Genomic DNA, 19,724 nt, shown 5'->3' on the forward strand with positions numbered 1-19,724 from the left:
CGATAGATTTTCAGGCCATATCTTCTGGTTTTATTGCCTGATTTTATGAGGGTGCGATAATGTCCGACATGATTACACGGGTAAAAACACTGGCCGTTCAGGAAGGGTACAACCTTACTGCGCTGCCCGATGTGAGAATTTTGCGCGCCAACCGCCCGCTTGCCAGAACCCCTGTGCTCTATGATCCCGGCCTTGTCATTGTCTGCCAGGGCCGTAAACGCGGTTATTTCGGTCAAAAGACCTATCTGTACGATGAACAGCACTATCTTGCCGTCTCAGTCCCCGTGCCCTTTACCATGGAAACTGACGCATCGGCAGACCATCCGCTACTGGCTATATATATTCATCTGGATTTTCAGCTTGCTGCGGAACTGATGCTGCAGATTGAGCAGCATGGTGCACCGCAACTTTCCGCCGCGCCTGAGAGCATGATATCGAGCCCGATGGATGACACGATAAAAACGGCTGTGTTACGTGTGCTTGACGTGCTGGAGAATCCCGCAGAAGCCGCCATTCTGGGGCACGGGAGGATGCGCGAACTCTATTTTCGTGTATTAACCGGCGCGCAGGGCAACGCAATGCGCGCGGCGCTGGCTTTACAAGGTCAGTTCGGCAAAATCGGCAAAGCCTTACGGCGTATCCATGCTACTTATGCTGATCCTTTAACGCTCACGCAACTGGCGGCGGAAAGCGGTATGAGCGTGCCGACCTTTCATCACCACTTTAAAGCCATAACCCAGCTGCCGCCGATGCAGTATGTAAAATCAGTTCGCCTGCATCAGGCGCGAATGCTGATGGTCCGTCAGCAGCTCACTGCCGCCGCCGCGAGCTACGCCGTTGGCTACGAGAGCCCGTCGCAGTTTAATCGCGAGTTCAAACGGCTGTTTGGCCTGCCACCGGCAGAAGAGATAAAGCGTATGCAACGTAATTTCGCCTTTCCGCCTTTGCAGCAAAACTCTGCATTTGTGTCATCGCACTGAAGCTGTGATGGCATCGCTGACGAGATGCAAAATGAGCAGGTAGAAAACCGCTCTTTTTCTGATTTATCAGTCACATTTAAGCCGTGCTAATACCGGTAGATAACCGTATCATCAATCCGCCCCAGACTATCGAGGCGTTCGTTAACCAGTCTGGCTTCGGGTTTGAAACCGCACTTTAACGCAACAGACTGACTGCGTACGTTACGTCCTGCCGTACGAATTTCGATTCGCTTTGCCTGAAAAAAATCGGCGGCCATGTTTGTGACCAGCTTACAAGCTTCAGACATAATGCCTTTACCCCACATATCAGTGGCGAGCCAGTAGCCGATTTCATAATAAGGAATCGCGCGATTCCTGATAAATAAGCTAATACAGCCTGAGAGGTCATCTGACTGACGATCAATGATCAAAAACTTATATTCAACGTTGTCATTCAGGAAATTCCCGGCCGCCTCCGCCATATTTTTCTCAACAGCATTCAGAGAGTGAAAACCGGGAGACCAGAGCAGGAATTCATGATGAAGGGAACTAAATGCATTCAGTTTTTGCTGCATTTCTTCCGTACGACTCATGTCCGGGGCGATCAGATAAAAGGTTTCATGCTGCCGAAAATTAAGGGGAATATCATCCAGGTACATAACTCATCTCCTGAACTCCGATTAATTTTCTTTCTTATCACAAGCGATGAAAATCTGCATCCGCTTCAGATAACAGGTTGGGCAACCTCCACGCCGGACGCCGCGCCAACAACCCACTCACAGCGGAAAGACGCTCGCGCATCGCCAAAAACCACCGCACTATCCTGCATCCACCTCATATAACCGTGCCGCTTCCCCATCCAAATGCGATCTCCGGCCTCACGAATGTTATATAACTGTAAGTATCAATCGAATAACGTTGTCACCTGGCGCGTTAACGCGTTGTCTGTTTACTGGAGAAGCCTGCTATGACGCGCGCTGTTTCTTTTTTGGTTGCTGGAGTGCTGCTGAGTCCGTTCGCCCATGCGGCCCTGCTTTACTACACGATTTCCACGCCTGACACGGCAATAGGGCTGTCATGGCGTGCCTTTGGCGGGATGTCGCATGCGAAACTGACGGGCGTGACCGGCGAGGTGACGCTGAACCCGGAGAATGAGCTGGATAATCATGTCCGGGTCACCATTCCGGTTTCCACGCTAATCGCCTCAAACAATCTGCTGACCTATCAGCTTAAAAGCAGCATGTTTTTTGATGCGCCGCGCTATCCCAACATCGTCTTTACCAGCACCCGCATCGTGGCGCGCGGCAACGGTAAATACCGGCTTTTTGGTGCGTTAGCGGTGAAGGACGTCCAGCGACCGGTGATCCTTGACGCGACGATGGAAGAGCATGATCGCACCGCAGAGACTGGCGACAGGATCTCGCTGCATGCGATGACCACGATCTCGCGCTCGGCCTACCATATGGATCGCTTTACCTCGCTGGTGGATGACAGGGTGACCATTACTATCGATATTCAGGCAGAGGCCAGCCATGTTCCCTGAACGCGCCTGGCCTAACTGCCGCGTGGTGGTCAGGCGTTAAGCGCGGTTTTCAGGGCACTGGCGCTGGCGGATAACTCCCCGGCCGGATTGCGGCCAATCAGAACAAACTGGTAGCCGCGATGATGCCACCACACCAGGCGCATATCATGGCGCTGTTCGCGCTCAAGCCCGGTTGAGGTCGGATGCGCATCGGGGGAAATGCACAGCGCCATCGGGCCATATTCCGCATGGATCCAGGCAATCTGCGCAATTGACGTACTGTCATAGCGTAGCATGCGCACCATTTTTAACTCTGCGTCGGGCAGCGTGAGCTGCTGCGTATTCAGATGCAGACCGATATCCTGTGCCGTGCGGGCCAGGCCATGCTGCAAGGCGGCAGGGGAGTTATCGGCATCCAGCAGGGTTTCTGCGCTGTAGAGCGACATGTACTGCGCTTCAAGATCGCGAATCTTCTCACTCTCACTCAGCGCGGTTTTGCCGGGGCGCGCCAGATAACCCAGTCCCGAGCCGATCAGCAGAAAACTCAGCGAGGCGGCGATCAGTGAACGACGACTGACGCCCGTAGTGGACGTCATTTTGGGTTCAGGCGTGGGGGGAGCTGAGAGCGCATCCAGCTGGCGCCGCATGTTGGCTTCCGGGGCTTTGTCCAGTAGCGGCGCAAAGGCCGCCTCAAAGTCGAGCTGGCTTTTCATCAGTTCATCAATGCGCTCAGCCAGATCAGAATCCGTCTCCAGCAGCGCTTCGAGCCTGCGCGCGTCAGCCGGATCCATCTCGCCATCCAGCCAGGCGACCAGGGCTTCGTCGCTGTACGGAGGCGTAAATTGCGACGTGTTCATGAGCGTTTCTCCTTTGCGGCATCCCTATCATCAAACGACCTGGCCAGCGCCGAACGCGCGGTGGCCAGCCTGCTCATGATGGTGCCGACAGGCACGACCAGCGTCTCTGCGGCTTCCTGATAGGTAAAGCCTTCTACATAGACCAGAAACACGGTATTACGCTGGGCTTCCGGTAGCGCACTGACGCGCTGCATGATTTTCTGAAAATGCAGGCGTTTTTCATCACGTTCCTGCGCGTCCGGGGCCAGCAGTTCGTCACTGTCAACAAAGCCCTGTCCCAGCCGCACGCGGCGGGCGCGCAGATCAGAAATCCAGATGGAGTGAAGGATCGTGAACAGCCAGCGATCGATGCGCGTGCCGGGCGTATACTGCGCGCTCTTTTCGAGCGCGCGAACGCAGGTCGACTGTACCAGTTCTTCGGCAACGTCGTGGTTTCGGGACAGCACCAGGCCGTAGCGCCACAGGCGCGTCAGATGGGCAGCAAGCTGTTGACGAACTTCGCTGGTCGTAATATCACTGTCCTCGCATTGCGTATCAGGATTCCGGATGGCCAGCAATGGCGGCCTGCAAATCACGATACTCCTCGCAGCCCGTTCCGCACAGGCGGGCGAGAGTATTTAACTGCGCTTTCGCCAGGTCGGGACGACCTTTAATCAGCCACGCTTCGCCGAGATATTCACGTACTTTGGCATAGCGTGGATTGAGCGCCAGCGAACGCTGATAATACCCGATACCTTCATCGGTTCGCCCGAGTTTTCGGGTGGCATAGCCGCGGTAATTCCAGGCTTCGGCGGTGTCAGGCTGTTTCAGCTTATCCAGCAGCGTCAGCGCGGCCTGGTACTCGCCTTTTTTCGCCAGATGATAGGCATAACGGGTTTTGTCTTCGTCAGTCAGACGCGCCGATTTATCGGGGACGCACTGTTTACGCTTGCTGTCATAAACCTGCCCATGCGGACAGTCCGGGATCGTACTGTTGGTGCTGTCATCCCCTGCGGCCAGCGCGGGTGCGGTGTGGATAACCAGCAGCAGCAGCGCCGGAATCCATAGTTTACGGCCTGTATTATGCAGTATCGATGCAATGTTTTTCATGGCAGAGCTCCAGTTAACGGAAGGGGCGAACGGGCAGCATGCGACGCAGCACGTTATCGCGGAAAACAAAGTGATGAAGCAGGTCGGCCAGGGCATGAAACGCGGCCAGAACGATCAGCGCCCAGGCGATGGTGTTATGCCATTCCCTCAATGAATGTTTAAACAGGGGATCGACATGGACCCGCCCGCTCAGCCCGAAGAGACCGAAAAAGTGAAACGGCTCCTGCTGTGCCCAGCGGAACAGAAAGCCCAATACAACCTGTGTGAACAGCAACAGACAGCGCGCGCCGTGCACGCAGTGAGACAGAATGGATGCCGTACGGGATATCGACGCCGCAGGCAGGGCATAACGCAGCGAGCATTGACTCATCACCCGCCAGACCGGACGAACCACCATCACCATCACCAGCGCCAGCAAAATACCGCAGGACATGTGCACTGACTGTAAGCCTTTCCTGAGCGGCGTGCCGCGCTCCAGCCATTGCCAGATGTGGGCGCTGGCGAATAAAAAGAGGAGGCTGGCGGCGGTGATCCAGTGCAGCGCCAGAGTCAGCCGGTCATCGTGCTGTCGGGGTTTTACGGGTTGAGCATGAATCATGACATGGGTTCTCTCGTTCAGGTTTCTGCTGAGTAAACGTGCGTCCTGCGATTTCTATTCACTCTTTTTTTCGCAACCCGTTGGCAGGGTCCGCCTTGCTCAAAAGCGTGGACAGAATGCGGCGAAGTCGATTGACGAAACCCTGTTGGTGTTTTAATGATGTAAGACTGTTTACAGGCGGCAGTGAAAAGCGAATCCGACTTTTGAGGCGCGCGTAACGATGACGATACCGGTATGTATTCCCGACGATTATCAACTGGCTACGGCAGGACTGGACTGCCTGAAACGCCATCCGGCCTTTCACTGTACCGCTGTTGGGGATATCCATTGCGATCCCGCCGCCGCTGAAGCGCTGGCAAGTGCTCAGGCCCTGATCCTGATTCGCGAGCGCACCACCATTGACGAGGCGTTTTTACAGCGTACGCCCCAACTGAAGCTGATCAGCCAGACCGGCAAGATCGCCCGCAATATCGATCTTGCAGCCTGTTCCCGGGCTGGCGTGGCGGTGGTGGAAGGCATGGGTTCGCCCGTTGCGCCGGCAGAGCTGACATGGCTGTTAATCATGGCGGCCCGCAGGAAGTTCGTACAGGCCGTTAACGCCATGCGTGCCGGACACTGGCAGGCAGTACTGGGGCAGGGTGTACACAAACAGACGTTAGGGATTCTGGGCTACGGTAAAATCGGCAAGCGCATTGCGGCTTACGCCCGCGCGTTTGGCATGCAGGTGCAGATTTGGGGCAGCGATCGCGCCCGACAGGAAGCGCAGCAAGAAGGCTTAATCGTGCCAGCCAGCCGTGAGGCGTTTTTTGCGACCAGCGATGTGATAACTGTTCATCAGCGCCTGGTGGCCGCCACCGAGGGCAACATCACGCTGAGCGACCTGGTGCAGATGAAGCCCGATGCGTTGTTTGTGAACACCAGCCGGGCAGAGCTGGTGGCAGAGGGCGCCTTGCTGAGCGCGCTCCGGCAGGGCCGTCCGGGATTTGCCGCGCTGGATGTCTTTGAGACAGAGCCCCTTTACGATCCGGCGCATCCAGTGTTATCGATGCCCAACGTACTTTGCACGCCCCACATCGGCTATGTTGAAAAGGACAGTTACACGCTTTATTTCAGCACCGCGTTTGACAATGTGGTGCGTTTTTTCCAGGGTGACACAAGCCACGTGATCAACCCTGAGGCGCTGGGTTAAACGCAATTTGCTGCGCTAAACCGCTAAGTGGACGCAGTGTCAATACGTACGGGTGTTCAGGGAAAAGATAACACGTTTAAGAAAGCTAAACAGAAAGCCGGAAAGTGATAAAGCCATCCGCTGATCCGTTTAACTATCGCCAGGTTTGTCATCGAGTCCACTCGTATTCACGGCTCACATACCCGAGCGCAGAGGGTAGGAAATGTTTTAATGGCCTGAAGCAGAAGCGTCGCGTTTACTGAGCGAGCCGTTATCTGCCTGCTCCGCTTTAAATACCCCGGGTGACGTCACTCACCCTCGCGAATAAGGCATAAAAAAATGAAGATGGAAAATATCCCTTTTGGCACAACCGACTGGTCACAGATCGAGGAAGAACGCCATGAAGGTGAATGCGGCTTCGCGCTCTGGCGTGTGGCAAAGTTTGGCGCTATCCGGGTGAGAATGGTTGAGTACTCTCCGGGTTATGTCGCCGATCACTGGTGTTTAAAAGGTCACATTCTTCTGTGCCTGAAAGGCGAAATGACCACGGAACTGGACGATGGACGAGTGTTTGTCCTGACGCCTGGCATGAGCTATCAGGTGGCGGACAATGCCGAAGCGCATCGCTCGACGACAACGCAGGGCGCAACGCTGTTTATCGTTGATTGAAGGGAGGTAGGGTGATTTTCTTGTTGTACGCCAGTAAAGGGGGAAGCGCGTTTTTTAAACGTGAGACCGGTTGTTGAAATAATGCGCCAGAACCCGGCATGGAGCACGACAGGTGATGGCCTGCGTCATTAATCATGTGCTGAGTCAGACAAACAATATAAACAGGTCTGAAATATCGTGATGATTTCATCAGACGAAAATGAAAAGGACTATCATGTTCTACCTGTCAGAAATAAATAAAGATGACGCTGCGTTAGCCTGCCTGGTAAGTGAACTTGATGCGTTTCAACGCGCGCTTTATCCTGCAGAAAGTCATCATTGCCTGGACCTTTCCACCGTCAGTAATAAGAAACTGCGCTGCGTCATTGCGCGTGATGCTAATGGGCTGCCCGCTGGTTGTGGCACTTTACTTCTTCAGGACGGCAACGTAGGCGAAATTAAACGGGTTTACATTCGTCCAGAATATCGGGGGCGCCAACTCGGCGAGCAAATTCTGGCCTCACTTGAAAAATTCGCGTCAGAGAACAGCTGTTATCAGCTACGCCTTGAAACCGGCATTCATCAACAGCCCGCTATAGCGCTGTATCGTCGATGCGGCTACAGGCTTTGTGAGGCTTTCCCTCCCTATATCAGCGATCCTTTAAGCGTGTATATGTGCAAGGACCTGTAGAAGTACGGCTTACACTTCATCTCTCCGCTTTTATAACGCGCGGTGACATCTTGAGCGTTTGTCGAGGGAACGGCGTTGCAACTGAGGGTAAATAATTCAGGGAAGACGGTGCAGTAACCGGTTTGTAACCCCGCCATGTTTGCCTGTAAAGGTGGTCGTTCCCCTCTGCCGGGGTAATATCTGCTGCTCTGGCACTGTATCTAATACAAGGTTCGCGAGGAAGGTGTCGCTTGTCTGACGCATAAATGTTTGTGCGGTGGCAGAAGCGGACGTTTCTGACCTGCTTATGTAGTTGTTTGGGGCGCGCAGTCCTGCTCACCCTGTCCCGGTTGCCTTGCTCACCCTCGCTCTGCGTCTATGCTTTTTCATTTAAGCTTTACAGGTAAAGTAAAATGCTTCCTTCTTCCGATCCTCAGATGTTGCTGCTGCTCTACTTTGTTTTGCCTGTCTGGCTTATTGCTGGGTTTGCGGACTGGCTTTGTCACAGAGCCACTGATATCGAAACCACCACCGGTCTGAAAGAAACCTATATTCATATTCTGATGTTTCTGGAGATGGGCCTGCCCTTACTCGCGGCCCTCTTTTTAGAGGTAAACGCGTTAGTCATTGCGTTTATGATAGTGCTGTTTTTCTGCCATGAGGCAACAGCGCTGTGGGATGTGACTTATGCTGTGACCGCAAGGCGGGTCTCACCGGTTGAGCAGCATGTGCACAGTTTTTTGGAAATGCTACCTTTAGTGGCGCTTCTGCTGGTGGTTTCCCGTCACTGGCCGCAGTTTTTGGCACTGTTTGGTTTCGGTGAAGAATCTGCACGATTTGAACTTAAACTCAGAACAGACCCGTTGCCAGGCCACTATATCGTGGCTGTGCTTACAGGAATAGTGGTGCTTGAATTGCTGCCTTACCTTGAAGAGTACTGGCGCGGCAAAAAAGCAAAACAGCGCACACGAAACATCTGACCTGCCATCTGATACATCAGTCGTCCTGATGCACTAAGCGGCGTCCGCTCAGACGCTTAAAGCCGTCGTTTGTTTAATCCTGCCTTGTCGGTATCCGGGGTGCCGATAAGCGTGGCGCAACCGTTATGACGATGACGTGTTTCGTTGCGCTTCAGGGGGAATTTCACTGGGGTTCATGTGGGGTGCAGACAGGAGCGGGAAGTCACAGTGTAAGGAAGATGAGCAGCAATGCGCGCGCTTTATGTTTGAAAAATGCCCGGCCAGCACGGGAGTCAAGGTGCTCATACCGCTATTGATGACGATGCCGCACGGAGTCTTGATGTAGTCAAATCTGGAAGCGTAATGCGCCCACAGGGAGGGATGATCCACATGCTGCTGCTCGGGGGCAGGCGCCTGGCGCAAGCAGAGACAATGCCGTGTCATCGTCAGCCACGGCAGGCTTCGGTTTACCCGACTGTCAGCGAATGCTGCCGGTCTGGAAATGGCGACTAACGCAAATCATAAGGGTAATAGTCGGCCCGGTGAGCCGGTAATGTCTGTTTATTCAGTTCGGTCCAGGGCGTCTTCTGACCGTGAAGAAACACGCTACAGGATCGGACAGGCCGGAGGCAGGGAAGAGCAGGGGAAGTCAGGTGCGGGGGCTGTCTGGCAGACATTATGCCTGTAAAAAAAGCCCGTCGGCATAAACGCGACGGGCCAGCCCGAAGGCGATAAGTATCTTTCTGACAACAACCACATCCATCAGAGTTAACTCGCACTTCATGACAGGCATATTTCAGCCCACGTCAGGTTTCGGCTTCTCCGTTGTTTCTTTTGCGGCCTGACGGGAAAGGCAGTGAATAAAGTTTCCCAGTATGGCGACCGAACTGACGATACCCAGCAGATCTGCCGTGAGCAGCAAATCAGTTCGCGCCAGGCGATCAATAAGACCGGACTGTGCCAGAAAGGGCTCAATATCCTTAACCATTCGCAGCAGATGATGGAGATTGTTGGCAAAGGTATCCGGGCTGCTGTAGTCACCGCTTTTCAGTTGCGTAAAAAGTACATCAACATCTGCTTTTAGTCTCAGGACGAGAGTCATGTACTCGATGTCACCCTTTTCAGACACGGAATGCCTCCACCATGCCGCGCAGGGCATGCGCCTGCTCAGAGAGGGAGCGGGATGCCGACGATGACTCCTCGACCAGCGCCGCGTTGTTCTGCGTCACGCCGTCCATCTGGCTCACCGCCACGCTGACCTGCGAAATCCCCTGCATCTGCTCCGACGAGGCCAGCGCAATCGTGTCCATGGATTCGGCCAGTTCACCGACCATATCCACGATTTTCAGGATGCTCTGCCCGGTGCCAGTGGCAACCTCCACGCCGCTTTCCACCTGGCTCACGGCCTGTTCAATCAGGGCCCTGATGTCCTTCGCTGCCGTGGCGCTGCGCTGCGCCAGCGTACGGACCTCACCGGCCACCACGGCGAAGCCGCGACCTTCCTCCCCGGCGCGCGCCGCTTCAACGGCGGCGTTCAGCGCCAGGATATTGGTCTGGAACGCAATGCTCTCAATCACCGATGTAATATCCCGGACCTTCAGTGCACTTGCCTGAATGTTATGCATCGTCTCCGTCATGTCAGTGACCTTTGCCTTGTCGGCGTCGACCGTGCGCGCGGTTTCGCGGGCGGACTCCGCAGTCTGCTGCGCACCGGCAGTGTTGCTCTTCACTGTGGCGGTCAGCTGCTCCATGCTGGCGGCGGTTTCCTGCAGCGCGGCGGCCTGTTCTTCGGTGCGGGAAGAGAGTTCGGTGTTCCCCTGAGCAATTTCGTCGGCGGCCAGGGCCACGGAGGCGGCGGCATCCTTGATCTGCGACACCAGGCCGCGCAGGTTGGCCTGCATGCTGTCCAGCGAGGCCAGCATGCTGGTTGTGTCGTTGCGGCGAAGGACGACAGGGGTGGTCAGGTCACCTGCGGCGATGCTGGCAGCCAGCGTCTGCGCCTGAGCGGGCTCACCGCCGAGCTGACGCATCAGCAGCCGGGTAATGAAAACACCGGTGCCTGCCGCAACAAGCACGGATGCGACAGCGAGCAACATCAGGATGAATGAGGCATGTGCGATGGCGGCACTGTTTTGTTCTCCGGATGTGACGCTAACCTTCTTCTGTATTTTTACCAGGTCAGTAAGGGCGCTGAGCATCCTGTCCTGAACCGGATTGACCTCTTTTGCAAGATAGGCAATAAAGGCCTTGTCCTGATTGGCGAGTCCGAGCTGTCTGGCATTTTCAAAAACGGTAAAAAAAGCGTTCTGAGCGTCGTTCAGTCTTTTCAGCGCTTCCTGACCCGCTGGCGTTGAGTCTGCTTCCATGATCTGATGCATTTCTGCAAGGCTGGTCAGAAAGTCGGCTTTACTCTTCTGCATAAGTACATCAGCAGGTTTCATGTCTTCAGGAGTGCTGAGCAGGCCGAGTGTCCTCACCGAGATGGCCATGTCTTTCAGTTCACTGAGCATGAGGGTGGCAAGCTGGCTTTTTTTCATTTTGTAACGAACAACATCATCCAGGCTTTCACGCGCTTTAATGAGGGCATGAAGCGCAGTGCCAGTACATATGGCAGACAGGAGGATAAGAAGGCCGAAACCGGCGGCAAGGCGGGTGGAAATTTTCATGCGCTCTCTCTTTTAAGTTGTTATTTTGCTGTGTTTTTAGTTACTAACTACAATTTACTATCGGCACACCGCTCCGCTTGCTCCACACTTGTTTTGTTAAATTAATATTTCACTTTCCATCCGCAGCCGTCCGACACAGGACTGAGCGGACGTCGCTGGGCGGCGTGCTTTAGCGGATCACGCCTTCGCCTGATGCTGTGCTCTTTAACCCTTCTGCGTTCGTTTTCCGGGGACTGAACCCTCTCTGTACGTTAATGCCTGTGCCACATTTGGCGCGTCGAAAATGTTGGCGCACTGTAGGCTGAGCGCTGTCCTGCTCCCCGCCAGCATCTGACAGGCTGTCTGGCCGGACACCGGAAGGTTAAGCGTGCGTCCGAAGCGGGCGGCAGCCTGGCTGGAGCTCATGGACAGACGAGAGGAGGGCGCAGTGCATAAATTCGGCAGAAGCGGCTGGCAATGCTATCAGCAGGCGCGTCGCCTGATTAACATCTTTACTGACGCTCAGCAGACTGCAAACTTTCGCCACCTATGTCTGCGCAAAACGCGGCAGTGTGGGGTAGTCACCGTTATGAAGGAGTGATGATGCGTATTCGCGGAGCATTGATCCGTGTGATTGGCTGATGCAAACGCGATCGTTTATGAATCTGACCCGGAAGGTGGGTTTACAGAGTAAAAGGCGGTTTAAAACGACGCAACCCAGGCCGCTTTACGTCCGATAGTCGAGTTTCATTATCATTAAACCTGCTCTGCTAACGGGCGCAGAGCAGGTGATCAATCATCACACAGACAATGTAAGCGACTTTCGGCGTGCATCCCGGGCACATTGCTTTTCTGCTGCGGAAAACCAGCTTACCTGCAAAAAAGTGTAAGGTGTCGTGCGCAGAATGGCTGCGTATCGCTGACGTTTATCCTCTGTACGCACGGCGCATTTATTAAACGTCCTGGCTGGCATCAGATACACTCGCTCCCCGCCATCTGCGACTTGCGCATGCTGTAAACGTACGGCAAAGGTAAGACCGCGCAAACATGCCGAACCGCTGCTAACAGGTTGCGTATGGCCAACCAGACGGAAAACAGGAGTAAGGAGCTGACGCTGATGGTCGGTGACGTCGCTCCGTCATTTGTCCAGGCGCAGGCAGAAAAGATTGGGGGATTTAGCCCGCAAATTTCATATATGCACACCTGATCAGGTAAGGTTCGACTGAATAATATGCCCAGACTGACGACAGGACATTCCGGTCATGCTGGCTGTCACCTGAGTAGGCTTTTAACAGTTTATCTTTCTTGTCTTTGGACAGAATTACCTCTTCAAGCGTGTCTTTCATCGCTTTCCGGACATCGTCAGGCGCAGCTTTAAAAATCTGGCTTGAAAAAACGCTATCAGACAGCGCTTTCATTTTTTCAGGGTGTCCAAACGCGTCAAAAATAACGGCATCAGAGGCGGCCTGAATTAACGGAATGGACGTGATGTGGCAGTATTCCTGTACTGTTTTAAGGTCTGGCGTCTGAGCGGCGAGAGCATTGCTTGTCATCAATAAGAAAAAATAAATTAATCGTTTCATAACTACCCTAGTGTAAAACCCCTGTTACAGAAACGCGGTCTGCCATAAAGTGAGAACACTCCGTCATCGGGATAAAGTGAAAGGGGAAAGGTGCAATCTTTGCCCGTCGGGTATTAAACGCTGAAATATGAAGTATTCAACGCCTCTGCTCAGCGCTAAAAGCCAATCCCTTGTCGCGATCACAAGACGAATATTAAGTGTAATGCTTTTCGCTTTCGTCCTTATGCGGGTTGACGTCAGGCGCGTATTCATGCCTTAAAACCACAGAAAAAAGGGGCCCGGACGTGAGCCCCAAATGACTGCATTAACTTGCTATCGATTATAGAGTGTTACTCACCGGTTAGCCGGTTCGCTTAATGATAATCGGCAAAGTAAATGTAAATTGCAAGTTTATGATTATGTTGAAATATAATTTATATATTAGTCCGAATATCTCAAGTAATAGTATATTTTGCTGATGATTTGCGTTGCCAAACCATAATGGACCAGTTCTTTATAGAATGTATAAAGCGCCGGGTGACAGACAAGACATAATGCGAAATGGTATCCGCCAGGACCTGGATTCTGATGTAATCCAGGCCTGCGTCAACATAGTTAATCAACGTGCTGTTCGCATCCTCAATAATGCGCTTAATACAGCTGTTTTACTGCCTGTAATATATTGCTGTGCATTCTGATTTGCCTTCGGTGAGCCGATTGCCCTTAGATGGCGGATATACCGCCGGGGCTGGCCGGCGGTATATCCTGTGTGTCAGAACTGCGTCCAGTTATTCTCGCTACTCTGGTATGTTCCCGCCAGCGGCGTTAATGTTACTGGTTGCGCGGCAGATCTGCCCGGATGTGGCTTGATATCGGGCTTTCTGACGTTCCCGTCTGCACCAGGCGTAAACGCGGCGACCAGGCCGTTCAGTGCTTCTGCCTGTTCGGTCAGAGAGCGGGCAGCGGAGGACGCTTCTTCAACCAACGCGGCGTTCTGCCGCGTCACGTCGTCCATCTGATTCACCGCCTGATGCACCTGGCTTATTCCCAGCGACTGCTCCTGCGCTGCAACCGAAATGTCTTCAATCAGATCGGTGAGCTGACGGACTGCATCATCCATTCGCGCCATGTTCTCACCAACGTCACTGGCCTGAGACGCTCCGGCCTCGACAAACGCGATGGATGATTCAATCAGCTCTTTGATTTCACGCGTCGAGGCGGAGGATCGCTGTGCAAGATTTCTGACTTCGCCAGCCACGATCGCAACAGAAGTCGGTAATCGTATTCACTGACAGTCTTTTTGATAAAACATTAACCGGCCCTAAACGTCTGGCCGGCTAATCAAGCCTCAGACAAGGAACACTAATTTACAAGCCCAGGTTCAGCAGAACGCATCGCCGCATGGATTTCTGCTGCTGCGCCATCGCCTAAAGGAAGCAGGGGAGAACGCACTGTCGCATGGTCAAGAATGCCACGTGCAACCAGTGCATGTTTCAGTGCCACCGTGCCTTCCATGTGCGATCCGCGATGGTAAACCGCTTTCGTTACAGGCAGCAGGCGGTCATGGATTTTACGGGCCTTACTGTAATCCTGATCCTTGCCCGCCTTAATCATTTCAATCCGAGGTTCCGGGGCGATATTACCGTAGCCCACTAGCATGCCATCCACATCAAAAACGGTGTGCAACAAATATTCATCGTGGCAGGTCAGCACCTGAAGATCAGGACGCTCCCGGCGAATCAAGGGGATTTCTGTATCCCAGCGACGCATGTTTCTGACACCGTTCTTCATGGCAAAAACCCCGGGCTGCGCTGAGATATCAAGTAAGGTTTTCAGGTTATAAGTCGCTTTGGTCACATCCGGGTACTGGAACAGAATCAACGGTAGCCCGCTTTCCTCATAAACAACGCGATAGCGGTCCTGAGGAGCACCATCCTGATAACCGAACCGGAGCCAGCCATGTGAAGGATAAAGAAGGCCAGCTGAAGCCCCCGCATCAACAGCCCCATAGCTTCAAGCGCTGCCACTTCCGTCCCCTCACCGGTGATACCTGCAATCACAGGAATTTTTCCTTCAACAGACGTAACGAAAGCACGTATTACCGAGGCCTGTTCTTCCTGGGTCAAAAATGTGCCTTCACCCGCACGCCCCAGGACAACACATCCTTTAACACCATTGATGCTGCCCAGCCAGCTCCCCAGGCGCTGAATGGCATCATAATCAATACGTCCGTCGCGCGTTGAAGAAGGCCGTGGTTTTGCCGTGGTGGCTGGCGAGGTGCGTAATCTTGCGCAACGAACCTCCTCCTCGGCAAAGGAAATCAGAGAGCTGATTGATTCGTCGATGCAGTTTATCCATAAAGGTTCGGAACAGACTGAGGGGGTCAGATATAATCTTGACCGCATGAACGATGCGGTGAATCAGGTGAACGACCTTATTAATGAAATATCAGTGGCGGCCAGAGAACAGTCGCAGGGTATCAGCCAGGTTCATCAGGCGGTCAATCAGATGGATGACGTTACACAACAAAATGCTGCACTTGTCGAAGAAGCTTCTGCGGCTGCGCTGTCCCTTAAGGAACAGGCCATGTCACTGAGCAAACTGGTTTCTGCTTTTATTATATCGCCCCGCAAAACCTCAGAAAATAAGAAGCCGGTAATCAGCCCGGAAACGTCAGGGCAGGAGCATGTTTATCCTTCCCCAGGCGAAGCGGGTCGTTCTGATAATAACTGGCAGACATTCCAGGAGCGTGTTCCGTTTAAGTGCCGGGTTGTCACGGTGGATAAATACTTTCCTGTTTATTCAGTAATATGCATCCGCCCTGCGATCAGGATTTGTGTGGATAGCCTGAACTTTATGAAAAGGAAGGATCGGGCCAACGTTAACAGACTCATCTAAGTCAGCTGTTACAGGGAAAAGCAGTGCCGACAGCCTCGCAACACTGCCGGCACAGCTTAACCAGTGTTTATTTTTTTAGAAATTAAGGGGTTATTTGGTAGTGATATACTGATGGCTCATCTTAAATGAGATAACCGGGAGTCTGCTTTGTGCCAGAAGCAAACATTGCAAATATTACTGTTTTAATAAGTCATAACATGTGGGCTTCATTGACTGCGTTCCATCAACTCAAGCGTCTGACCATCGGGGCTTTGTAAATATATTACTCTGGTTCCCTGCATGGGTCCTGACAAAACTGTCTGCGGTTTCCCTGGCGTCTTCCAGCCATAGTCCGATACTTTGCTCAAGAGCACATCAAGATCCTGCACTATAAACGCAAGATGCGCGTAGCCTGGGATATAGGGTGCTGAAGGCTCCTGTGGCTGTTCAATGTTATTGTATTGTAATAATTCAATTTTAATGCCAGCCAGTTCAAGCAAAGCCATTCGGACATCCGCTCCCCTTGCGCCTGTTACTTCATCAATAACAGGTCCAGACATTTTCCCTTCGCGTAATAACTTCCCTCCAAGGATATGGGTCCAAAAGAATAATGAGTCTTCAATATTTTTAACTGAAAAACCGACGTGATCAGCACTTAAAATCATGAGATTACCTGCTGTTTTTGAAAATTGAGCATACAACTATCTTAAATGCCTGTTTTATTTCTTCACGATAAGTGTGAGGGGATTTTTTTCAGGAAAAAAATCACAACCGTGTGTCTGAATAATGTATTTTTCGATTCCTCCATAGCGACAGCTGTACAGGTTAGCTGCTCCCGGTTGACTGATAAGAGGCTGCGTTACAAGTCTTTACCTGATGTAGAAAAACGACGAACGTCCGCTTTTCGCTCATAGCGGACAAAGGAAGAGATCTTAGCGTCCGCTCCGTGCCAGAAGCGGACGTTGGTTTTAAAATGCCGTGCTGATTTATTGTTAGCAGGTTAACCCTCTGTTAAAGCATCATCCAGGAAACGAATCGCATTGCGCAGCGCCTGGTCGGCCTCTGGCAGGGTACCGGCCAGTAAGTGCCATACATGGAACATGCCGGGCCAGACTTCAAGCGACGTGCGCACACGTGCTTCCCCTAAGTTCGAAGCGAGTTGAATCGCCCCACTTAACATAACTTCATTCTCACCCACCTGTATTAGTGTGGGTGCAAGCCCCTGAACATTCGCATAAACCGGAGAGGCATCAGGATGCGTCGGAAGCTCACCTGCAAGAAACTCTCTTGCTAATCGGTTGAGAAAACCAACGCTACAAACAGGATCAATTCCCTCACGGGTCGTGGCTGACAAACCGCTATGAGTGAGATCTGCCCAGGGTGAAATAGCCACTGCCGCAGCGGGGAGCGGAATACCCGCGTCACGCGCCTTGCGCATCACTGTAATTACCATTGCACCTCCCGCTGAATCGCCTGCCAGAACCAGATTCTTGGCATCGATACCACTGTCGAGTAATGACCGATAAGCTGAAAAAACATCATCTACAGTCGTTGGGAAAGGGAAGTCGGGAGCCTGTCGATAGTCTGGGGTATAGACGCTGGCTTTTAACGATGTGGCTATCCTGCCCGTTAATCCCCGATACGCTTCGACACCGCCATGCACATAGCCGCCGCCATGAATGTACAGCGCTACCCGGCTTCCGGCATGTTCTTGATTTTCGCTGATCATTACCGGCACGTTGCCCAATGTGGTGGTGTGACAGGAAACCCCTTCGATAGCAGGAAAAATTTTTTCAAGGTCTTGCATATAGTGTTTACGGATATCAGTCCAGCTGTCTTCAGACTGACCATACAGCTTCTGTACAACCGGGCCAGCGGCAGCTATCCATCCATTCAAGAGCTTTTGTGCATTTTTCGACAGCATTGTTGTGACCTTAATAAGTGAAATTCTACAATTTCACTTTAAAATAATTATTGACGAAAAAGGTTCCCTAATGACGGGCAGGAAAATCGCTTCGACAATGTCTACAGGCTCCGCTCTGGACATCAGGGCAATGCGGATCTTTGTCGCTGTTGCAGAGGCAGGGAGTTTTGTTGCTGGCGGCAAGGCGATGGGGTTAACGCGCTCTGCGGCGGGTAAAGCGATAACCCGGTTAGAAGAGCACCTGCAGACAAGGCTTTTTCAACGCACCACGCGGCGGTTATCTCTGACCACAGAGGGGCATGAATTCTATCACCGCTGCTGCAGATTACTGGAAGACATAGAAGAAGCCGAAGCCAGTATCCGGCATAATTCACCAGTGCCAAAAGGCATTCTGAGACTGACCGTGTCAGAGGGTTATGGCAAAATGGTTATCCTTCCTTTTCTCCAGACGTTTTTACAGAACTCACCAAATATAAACATTGAAGTCAGCTTTAGCGATCGGGTTGTCGATCTGGTGGAAGAAGGATTTGACCTTGCCGTTCGGGTAGGCAGTGCAGCCACAAGCCATCAATACATCACACAGGTGATCGACAGAGCAAGGTCACAGCTATTCGTATCACCGGACTATCTTAAGCAATGGGGTAAACCGGAATCACCCGCTGACCTCAAAGAACATCGTCGTCTTGTTTATGGGTTAGGAGCGGCTTCAGGCGCATGGACACTCTTTGACGAGGAGCATGGGCAAATAACGCTGAACGGCAGGAACCATGTCAGGTTCGACAGCGGCGATGCCATACGCTTAGCTGCCATAGCCGGATTGGGTATCGGTTATTTACCTTCATTCATGATTGAAAAGGATATTTTAGCAGGGCACCTGGTACAGGTATTGGCTGATACCCGAGGCGAGGAGGTTGCTATCCATGCTATTTACCCCACTCGCTTACATCTCTCCCTGAGGGTGCGCATTTTTATTGATGGCCTAAAAAACTTTCTGAGTAATCATAAAAAAAGAAATATCTCTCGTTGAGAATATATATCTCCATTTCTCGCTCAACGCGGGCATTATCAGCAACGAGACCGGGTTAAAAAAGCAGCAGTCTATGACAGTTAAATGATTTCTCTGTGACACAGTTAAAGAAAGTAACTATTGTGGCGATAACGGTATAGCGTGATATACACGCTTTAACTACAAGGACTTAACATGGCCGTCATTAACACCAATACGCTTTCACTGGTTACGCAGAATAACCTGACCAAATCACAGTCTGCTCTGGGCACGGCAATTGAGCGTCTCTCTTCCGGTCTGCGCATCAACAGCGCTAAAGACGACGCAGCCGGCGAAGCCATCGCTAACCGCTTTACCTCTAACATCAACGGTATGACCGTTGCAGCCCGTAACGCCAACGACGGTATCTCTCTGTCGCAGACGGCTGAAGGCGCCCTGACCGAAATCAACAATAACCTGCAACGCGTACGCGACCTGACCGTTCAGGCGCAGAACAGCTCTAACTCAGCGTCTGACATTGACTCAATCCAGGCGGAAGTTAACCAGCGTATGCAGGAAATCGACCGCGTCACCAAACAAACCGACTTCAACGGCATTAAAGTCCTGAACACCGGTTCCGGCAGCACCACCTACAACTTCCAGGTAGGCGCAAAAGACGGTCAGACAATCGGCATTACGCTGAGCGCAAGTGACGGCTTCGACCTGGCGGCAGCGGGGCAGTCTGGCACCACCCAGAATACCGAGACAACCACGGGCCAGACCGTAAACGGCAATGCCCGCAGCACCTCTGCTATCGGCTTCGACGTTCTGAAGGGCGCGGTCACCGGCGGCACTGGCGGGACGGGGTCCAGCAATACGCCGCTGGCCGACATTGATAAAGCGATTAAGGCGGTCGACAACCAGCGCAGCCTGCTGGGTGCGTCTCAGAACCGTTTTGAGTCCACCATCAGCAACCTGAACAACACCGTGACCAACCTGACCGCTGCCCGCAGCCGTATTCAGGATGCGGACTACGCGACGGAAGTGTCAAACATGTCCCGCGCGCAGATCCTGCAGCAGGCCGGTTCTTCTGTACTGGCACAGGCCAACCAGGTGCCACAGACCATGCTGTCTCTGCTTCGTTAACAGACGCCGGTGAGCTGCATTCCGTAATGCAGCTCATCAGCATTCAGCGCCGTGAAGCGTAAGCGCTCTTCCTGCCTGCACACCCTGTGATACAGTCCATAAAACAAGCAAAATC

The 19,724-nt window shown here is 52.7% G+C and carries 18 protein-coding genes and 3 pseudogenes; 9 read left to right on the top strand and 12 right to left on the bottom strand.

Annotation, left to right across the window (positions count from 1 at the left end; all coding sequences use genetic code 11):
• The first annotated feature begins 59 nt into the window (after positions 1-59).
• Positions 60-980: an AraC family transcriptional regulator gene (locus C1N64_RS10895; RefSeq protein WP_054633979.1), complete on the top strand. Its 921-nt coding sequence runs from the start codon at positions 60-62 to the stop codon at positions 978-980.
• Positions 981-1,066: 86 nt separating this feature from the next.
• On the opposite strand, the gene C1N64_RS10900 is transcribed toward C1N64_RS10895, so the two are convergent.
• Positions 1,067-1,618 (bottom strand): GNAT family N-acetyltransferase, encoded by a 552-nt coding sequence (locus tag C1N64_RS10900; protein ID WP_033738408.1) that lies wholly within the window; start codon positions 1,616-1,618, stop codon positions 1,067-1,069.
• A 308-nt stretch (positions 1,619-1,926) separates the two neighbouring features.
• Here C1N64_RS10900 and C1N64_RS10905 point away from each other — a divergent pair, with 308 nt between their 5' ends.
• A complete protein-coding gene (locus C1N64_RS10905; RefSeq protein WP_394514790.1) occupies positions 1,927-2,502 on the top strand; it encodes a YceI family protein in 576 nt (191 codons plus the stop codon).
• Positions 2,503-2,531: 29 nt separating this feature from the next.
• Here C1N64_RS10905 and C1N64_RS10910 read toward each other — a convergent pair whose 3' ends face one another.
• From C1N64_RS10910 to C1N64_RS10925, 4 genes are read right to left on the bottom strand one after another with little or no spacing between them, the layout of a single operon-like run.
• Entirely contained in the window at positions 2,532-3,338 is an 807-nt protein-coding gene (locus C1N64_RS10910; RefSeq protein WP_058702771.1) for an anti-sigma factor family protein, read from the bottom strand.
• Complete coding sequence (locus tag C1N64_RS10915) at positions 3,335-3,892, bottom strand: sigma-70 family RNA polymerase sigma factor (protein WP_164483174.1); 558 nt, start codon at positions 3,890-3,892, stop codon at positions 3,335-3,337. The genes C1N64_RS10910 and C1N64_RS10915 overlap by 4 nt, the downstream gene beginning before the upstream one ends.
• A complete protein-coding gene (locus C1N64_RS10920) occupies positions 3,873-4,427 on the bottom strand; it encodes a tetratricopeptide repeat protein (RefSeq protein ID WP_394514791.1) in 555 nt (184 codons plus the stop codon). The genes C1N64_RS10915 and C1N64_RS10920 overlap by 20 nt, the downstream gene beginning before the upstream one ends.
• A gap of 13 nt (positions 4,428-4,440) precedes the next feature.
• Positions 4,441-5,025, bottom strand: coding sequence for a cytochrome b (locus C1N64_RS10925; RefSeq protein WP_284181312.1), 585 nt, complete (start codon positions 5,023-5,025; stop codon positions 4,441-4,443).
• A 220-nt stretch (positions 5,026-5,245) separates the two neighbouring features.
• Between C1N64_RS10925 and C1N64_RS10930 the strand changes: the two genes are divergently transcribed.
• The 4 genes from C1N64_RS10930 (at position 5,246) to C1N64_RS10945 (ending at position 8,491) form a co-directional block, all read left to right on the top strand.
• Positions 5,246-6,214 carry a D-2-hydroxyacid dehydrogenase family protein gene (locus C1N64_RS10930; protein WP_394514792.1) on the top strand — a complete coding sequence of 323 codons (969 nt, stop codon included), beginning with the start codon at positions 5,246-5,248 and terminating at the stop codon, positions 6,212-6,214.
• 318 nt (positions 6,215-6,532) lie between these two features.
• Positions 6,533-6,862, top strand: coding sequence for a DHCW motif cupin fold protein (locus tag C1N64_RS10935; RefSeq protein WP_039340834.1), 330 nt, complete (start codon positions 6,533-6,535; stop codon positions 6,860-6,862).
• Positions 6,863-7,076: 214 nt separating this feature from the next.
• Positions 7,077-7,532 (top strand): GNAT family N-acetyltransferase, encoded by a 456-nt coding sequence (locus tag C1N64_RS10940; RefSeq protein ID WP_033738395.1) that lies wholly within the window; start codon positions 7,077-7,079, stop codon positions 7,530-7,532.
• A 392-nt stretch (positions 7,533-7,924) separates the two neighbouring features.
• Complete coding sequence (locus C1N64_RS10945) at positions 7,925-8,491, top strand: hypothetical protein (RefSeq protein WP_058702773.1); 567 nt, start codon at positions 7,925-7,927, stop codon at positions 8,489-8,491.
• Positions 8,492-9,266: 775 nt separating this feature from the next.
• Here C1N64_RS10945 and C1N64_RS10950 read toward each other — a convergent pair.
• The 5 genes and pseudogenes from C1N64_RS10950 to C1N64_RS10970 all read right to left on the bottom strand — a co-directional run.
• Positions 9,267-9,599 carry a hypothetical protein gene (locus tag C1N64_RS10950; protein WP_367143115.1) on the bottom strand — a complete coding sequence of 111 codons (333 nt, stop codon included), beginning with the start codon at positions 9,597-9,599 and terminating at the stop codon, positions 9,267-9,269.
• Positions 9,592-11,136 (bottom strand): methyl-accepting chemotaxis protein, encoded by a 1,545-nt coding sequence (locus tag C1N64_RS10955; protein WP_394514793.1) that lies wholly within the window; start codon positions 11,134-11,136, stop codon positions 9,592-9,594. The genes C1N64_RS10950 and C1N64_RS10955 overlap by 8 nt, the downstream gene beginning before the upstream one ends.
• A 1,154-nt stretch (positions 11,137-12,290) precedes the next feature.
• Positions 12,291-12,698, bottom strand: a complete 408-nt coding sequence (locus C1N64_RS10960) for a hypothetical protein (protein ID WP_394514794.1) — start codon at positions 12,696-12,698, stop codon at positions 12,291-12,293.
• Positions 12,699-13,449: 751 nt separating this feature from the next.
• Positions 13,450-13,941: pseudogene (locus C1N64_RS10965) on the bottom strand (methyl-accepting chemotaxis protein); the annotation flags it as partial.
• 98 nt (positions 13,942-14,039) lie between these two features.
• Positions 14,040-14,917, bottom strand: a pseudogene (locus C1N64_RS10970) (dihydrodipicolinate synthase family protein); the annotation flags it as partial.
• A 1-nt stretch (position 14,918) separates the two neighbouring features.
• Here C1N64_RS10970 and C1N64_RS10975 point away from each other — a divergent pair.
• A pseudogene (locus C1N64_RS10975) lies at positions 14,919-15,300 on the top strand (methyl-accepting chemotaxis protein); the annotation flags it as partial.
• Positions 15,301-15,781: 481 nt separating this feature from the next.
• Here C1N64_RS10975 and C1N64_RS10980 read toward each other — a convergent pair.
• Both C1N64_RS10980 and C1N64_RS10985 read right to left on the bottom strand, forming a co-directional pair.
• Positions 15,782-16,219, bottom strand: a complete 438-nt coding sequence (locus C1N64_RS10980; RefSeq protein WP_283787104.1) for a VOC family protein — start codon at positions 16,217-16,219, stop codon at positions 15,782-15,784.
• A 335-nt stretch (positions 16,220-16,554) separates the two neighbouring features.
• Entirely contained in the window at positions 16,555-17,478 is a 924-nt protein-coding gene (locus tag C1N64_RS10985; RefSeq protein WP_375092641.1) for an alpha/beta hydrolase, read from the bottom strand.
• A 70-nt stretch (positions 17,479-17,548) separates the two neighbouring features.
• On the opposite strand from C1N64_RS10985, the gene C1N64_RS10990 reads away from it, so the two are divergent.
• Positions 17,549-18,505, top strand: coding sequence for a LysR family transcriptional regulator (locus tag C1N64_RS10990; RefSeq protein ID WP_324028526.1), 957 nt, complete (start codon positions 17,549-17,551; stop codon positions 18,503-18,505).
• Between the two features lie 174 nt (positions 18,506-18,679).
• A complete protein-coding gene (locus tag C1N64_RS10995) occupies positions 18,680-19,609 on the top strand; it encodes a flagellin N-terminal helical domain-containing protein (protein WP_394514795.1) in 930 nt (309 codons plus the stop codon).
• The last annotated feature ends 115 nt before the right edge of the window (positions 19,610-19,724 follow it).

This window comes from Pantoea sp. SGAir0215 (assembly GCF_043543215.1).

What these genes read in the sequence shown, in the direction of transcription:
- C1N64_RS10905 (WP_394514790.1), top strand. Translation starts at nt 1,927, where the DNA reads ATGACGCGCGCTGTTTCTTTTTTGGTTGCTGGAGTGCTGCTGAGTCCG.
- C1N64_RS10995 (WP_394514795.1), top strand. Translation starts at nt 18,680, where the DNA reads ATGGCCGTCATTAACACCAATACGCTTTCACTGGTTACGCAGAATAAC.
- C1N64_RS10980 (WP_283787104.1), bottom strand. Translation starts at nt 16,219, where the DNA reads ATGATTTTAAGTGCTGATCACGTCGGTTTTTCAGTTAAAAATATTGAA.
- C1N64_RS10940 (WP_033738395.1), top strand. Translation starts at nt 7,077, where the DNA reads ATGTTCTACCTGTCAGAAATAAATAAAGATGACGCTGCGTTAGCCTGC.
- C1N64_RS10990 (WP_324028526.1), top strand. Translation starts at nt 17,549, where the DNA reads ATGACGGGCAGGAAAATCGCTTCGACAATGTCTACAGGCTCCGCTCTG.
- C1N64_RS10930 (WP_394514792.1), top strand. Translation starts at nt 5,246, where the DNA reads ATGACGATACCGGTATGTATTCCCGACGATTATCAACTGGCTACGGCA.
- C1N64_RS10910 (WP_058702771.1), bottom strand. Translation starts at nt 3,338, where the DNA reads ATGAACACGTCGCAATTTACGCCTCCGTACAGCGACGAAGCCCTGGTC.
- C1N64_RS10920 (WP_394514791.1), bottom strand. Translation starts at nt 4,427, where the DNA reads ATGAAAAACATTGCATCGATACTGCATAATACAGGCCGTAAACTATGG.
- C1N64_RS10895 (WP_054633979.1), top strand. Translation starts at nt 60, where the DNA reads ATGTCCGACATGATTACACGGGTAAAAACACTGGCCGTTCAGGAAGGG.
- C1N64_RS10945 (WP_058702773.1), top strand. Translation starts at nt 7,925, where the DNA reads ATGCTTCCTTCTTCCGATCCTCAGATGTTGCTGCTGCTCTACTTTGTT.
- C1N64_RS10985 (WP_375092641.1), bottom strand. Translation starts at nt 17,478, where the DNA reads ATGCTGTCGAAAAATGCACAAAAGCTCTTGAATGGATGGATAGCTGCC.
- C1N64_RS10900 (WP_033738408.1), bottom strand. Translation starts at nt 1,618, where the DNA reads ATGTACCTGGATGATATTCCCCTTAATTTTCGGCAGCATGAAACCTTT.
- C1N64_RS10925 (WP_284181312.1), bottom strand. Translation starts at nt 5,025, where the DNA reads ATGATTCATGCTCAACCCGTAAAACCCCGACAGCACGATGACCGGCTG.
- C1N64_RS10960 (WP_394514794.1), bottom strand. Translation starts at nt 12,698, where the DNA reads ATGAAACGATTAATTTATTTTTTCTTATTGATGACAAGCAATGCTCTC.
- C1N64_RS10935 (WP_039340834.1), top strand. Translation starts at nt 6,533, where the DNA reads ATGAAGATGGAAAATATCCCTTTTGGCACAACCGACTGGTCACAGATC.
- C1N64_RS10955 (WP_394514793.1), bottom strand. Translation starts at nt 11,136, where the DNA reads ATGAAAATTTCCACCCGCCTTGCCGCCGGTTTCGGCCTTCTTATCCTC.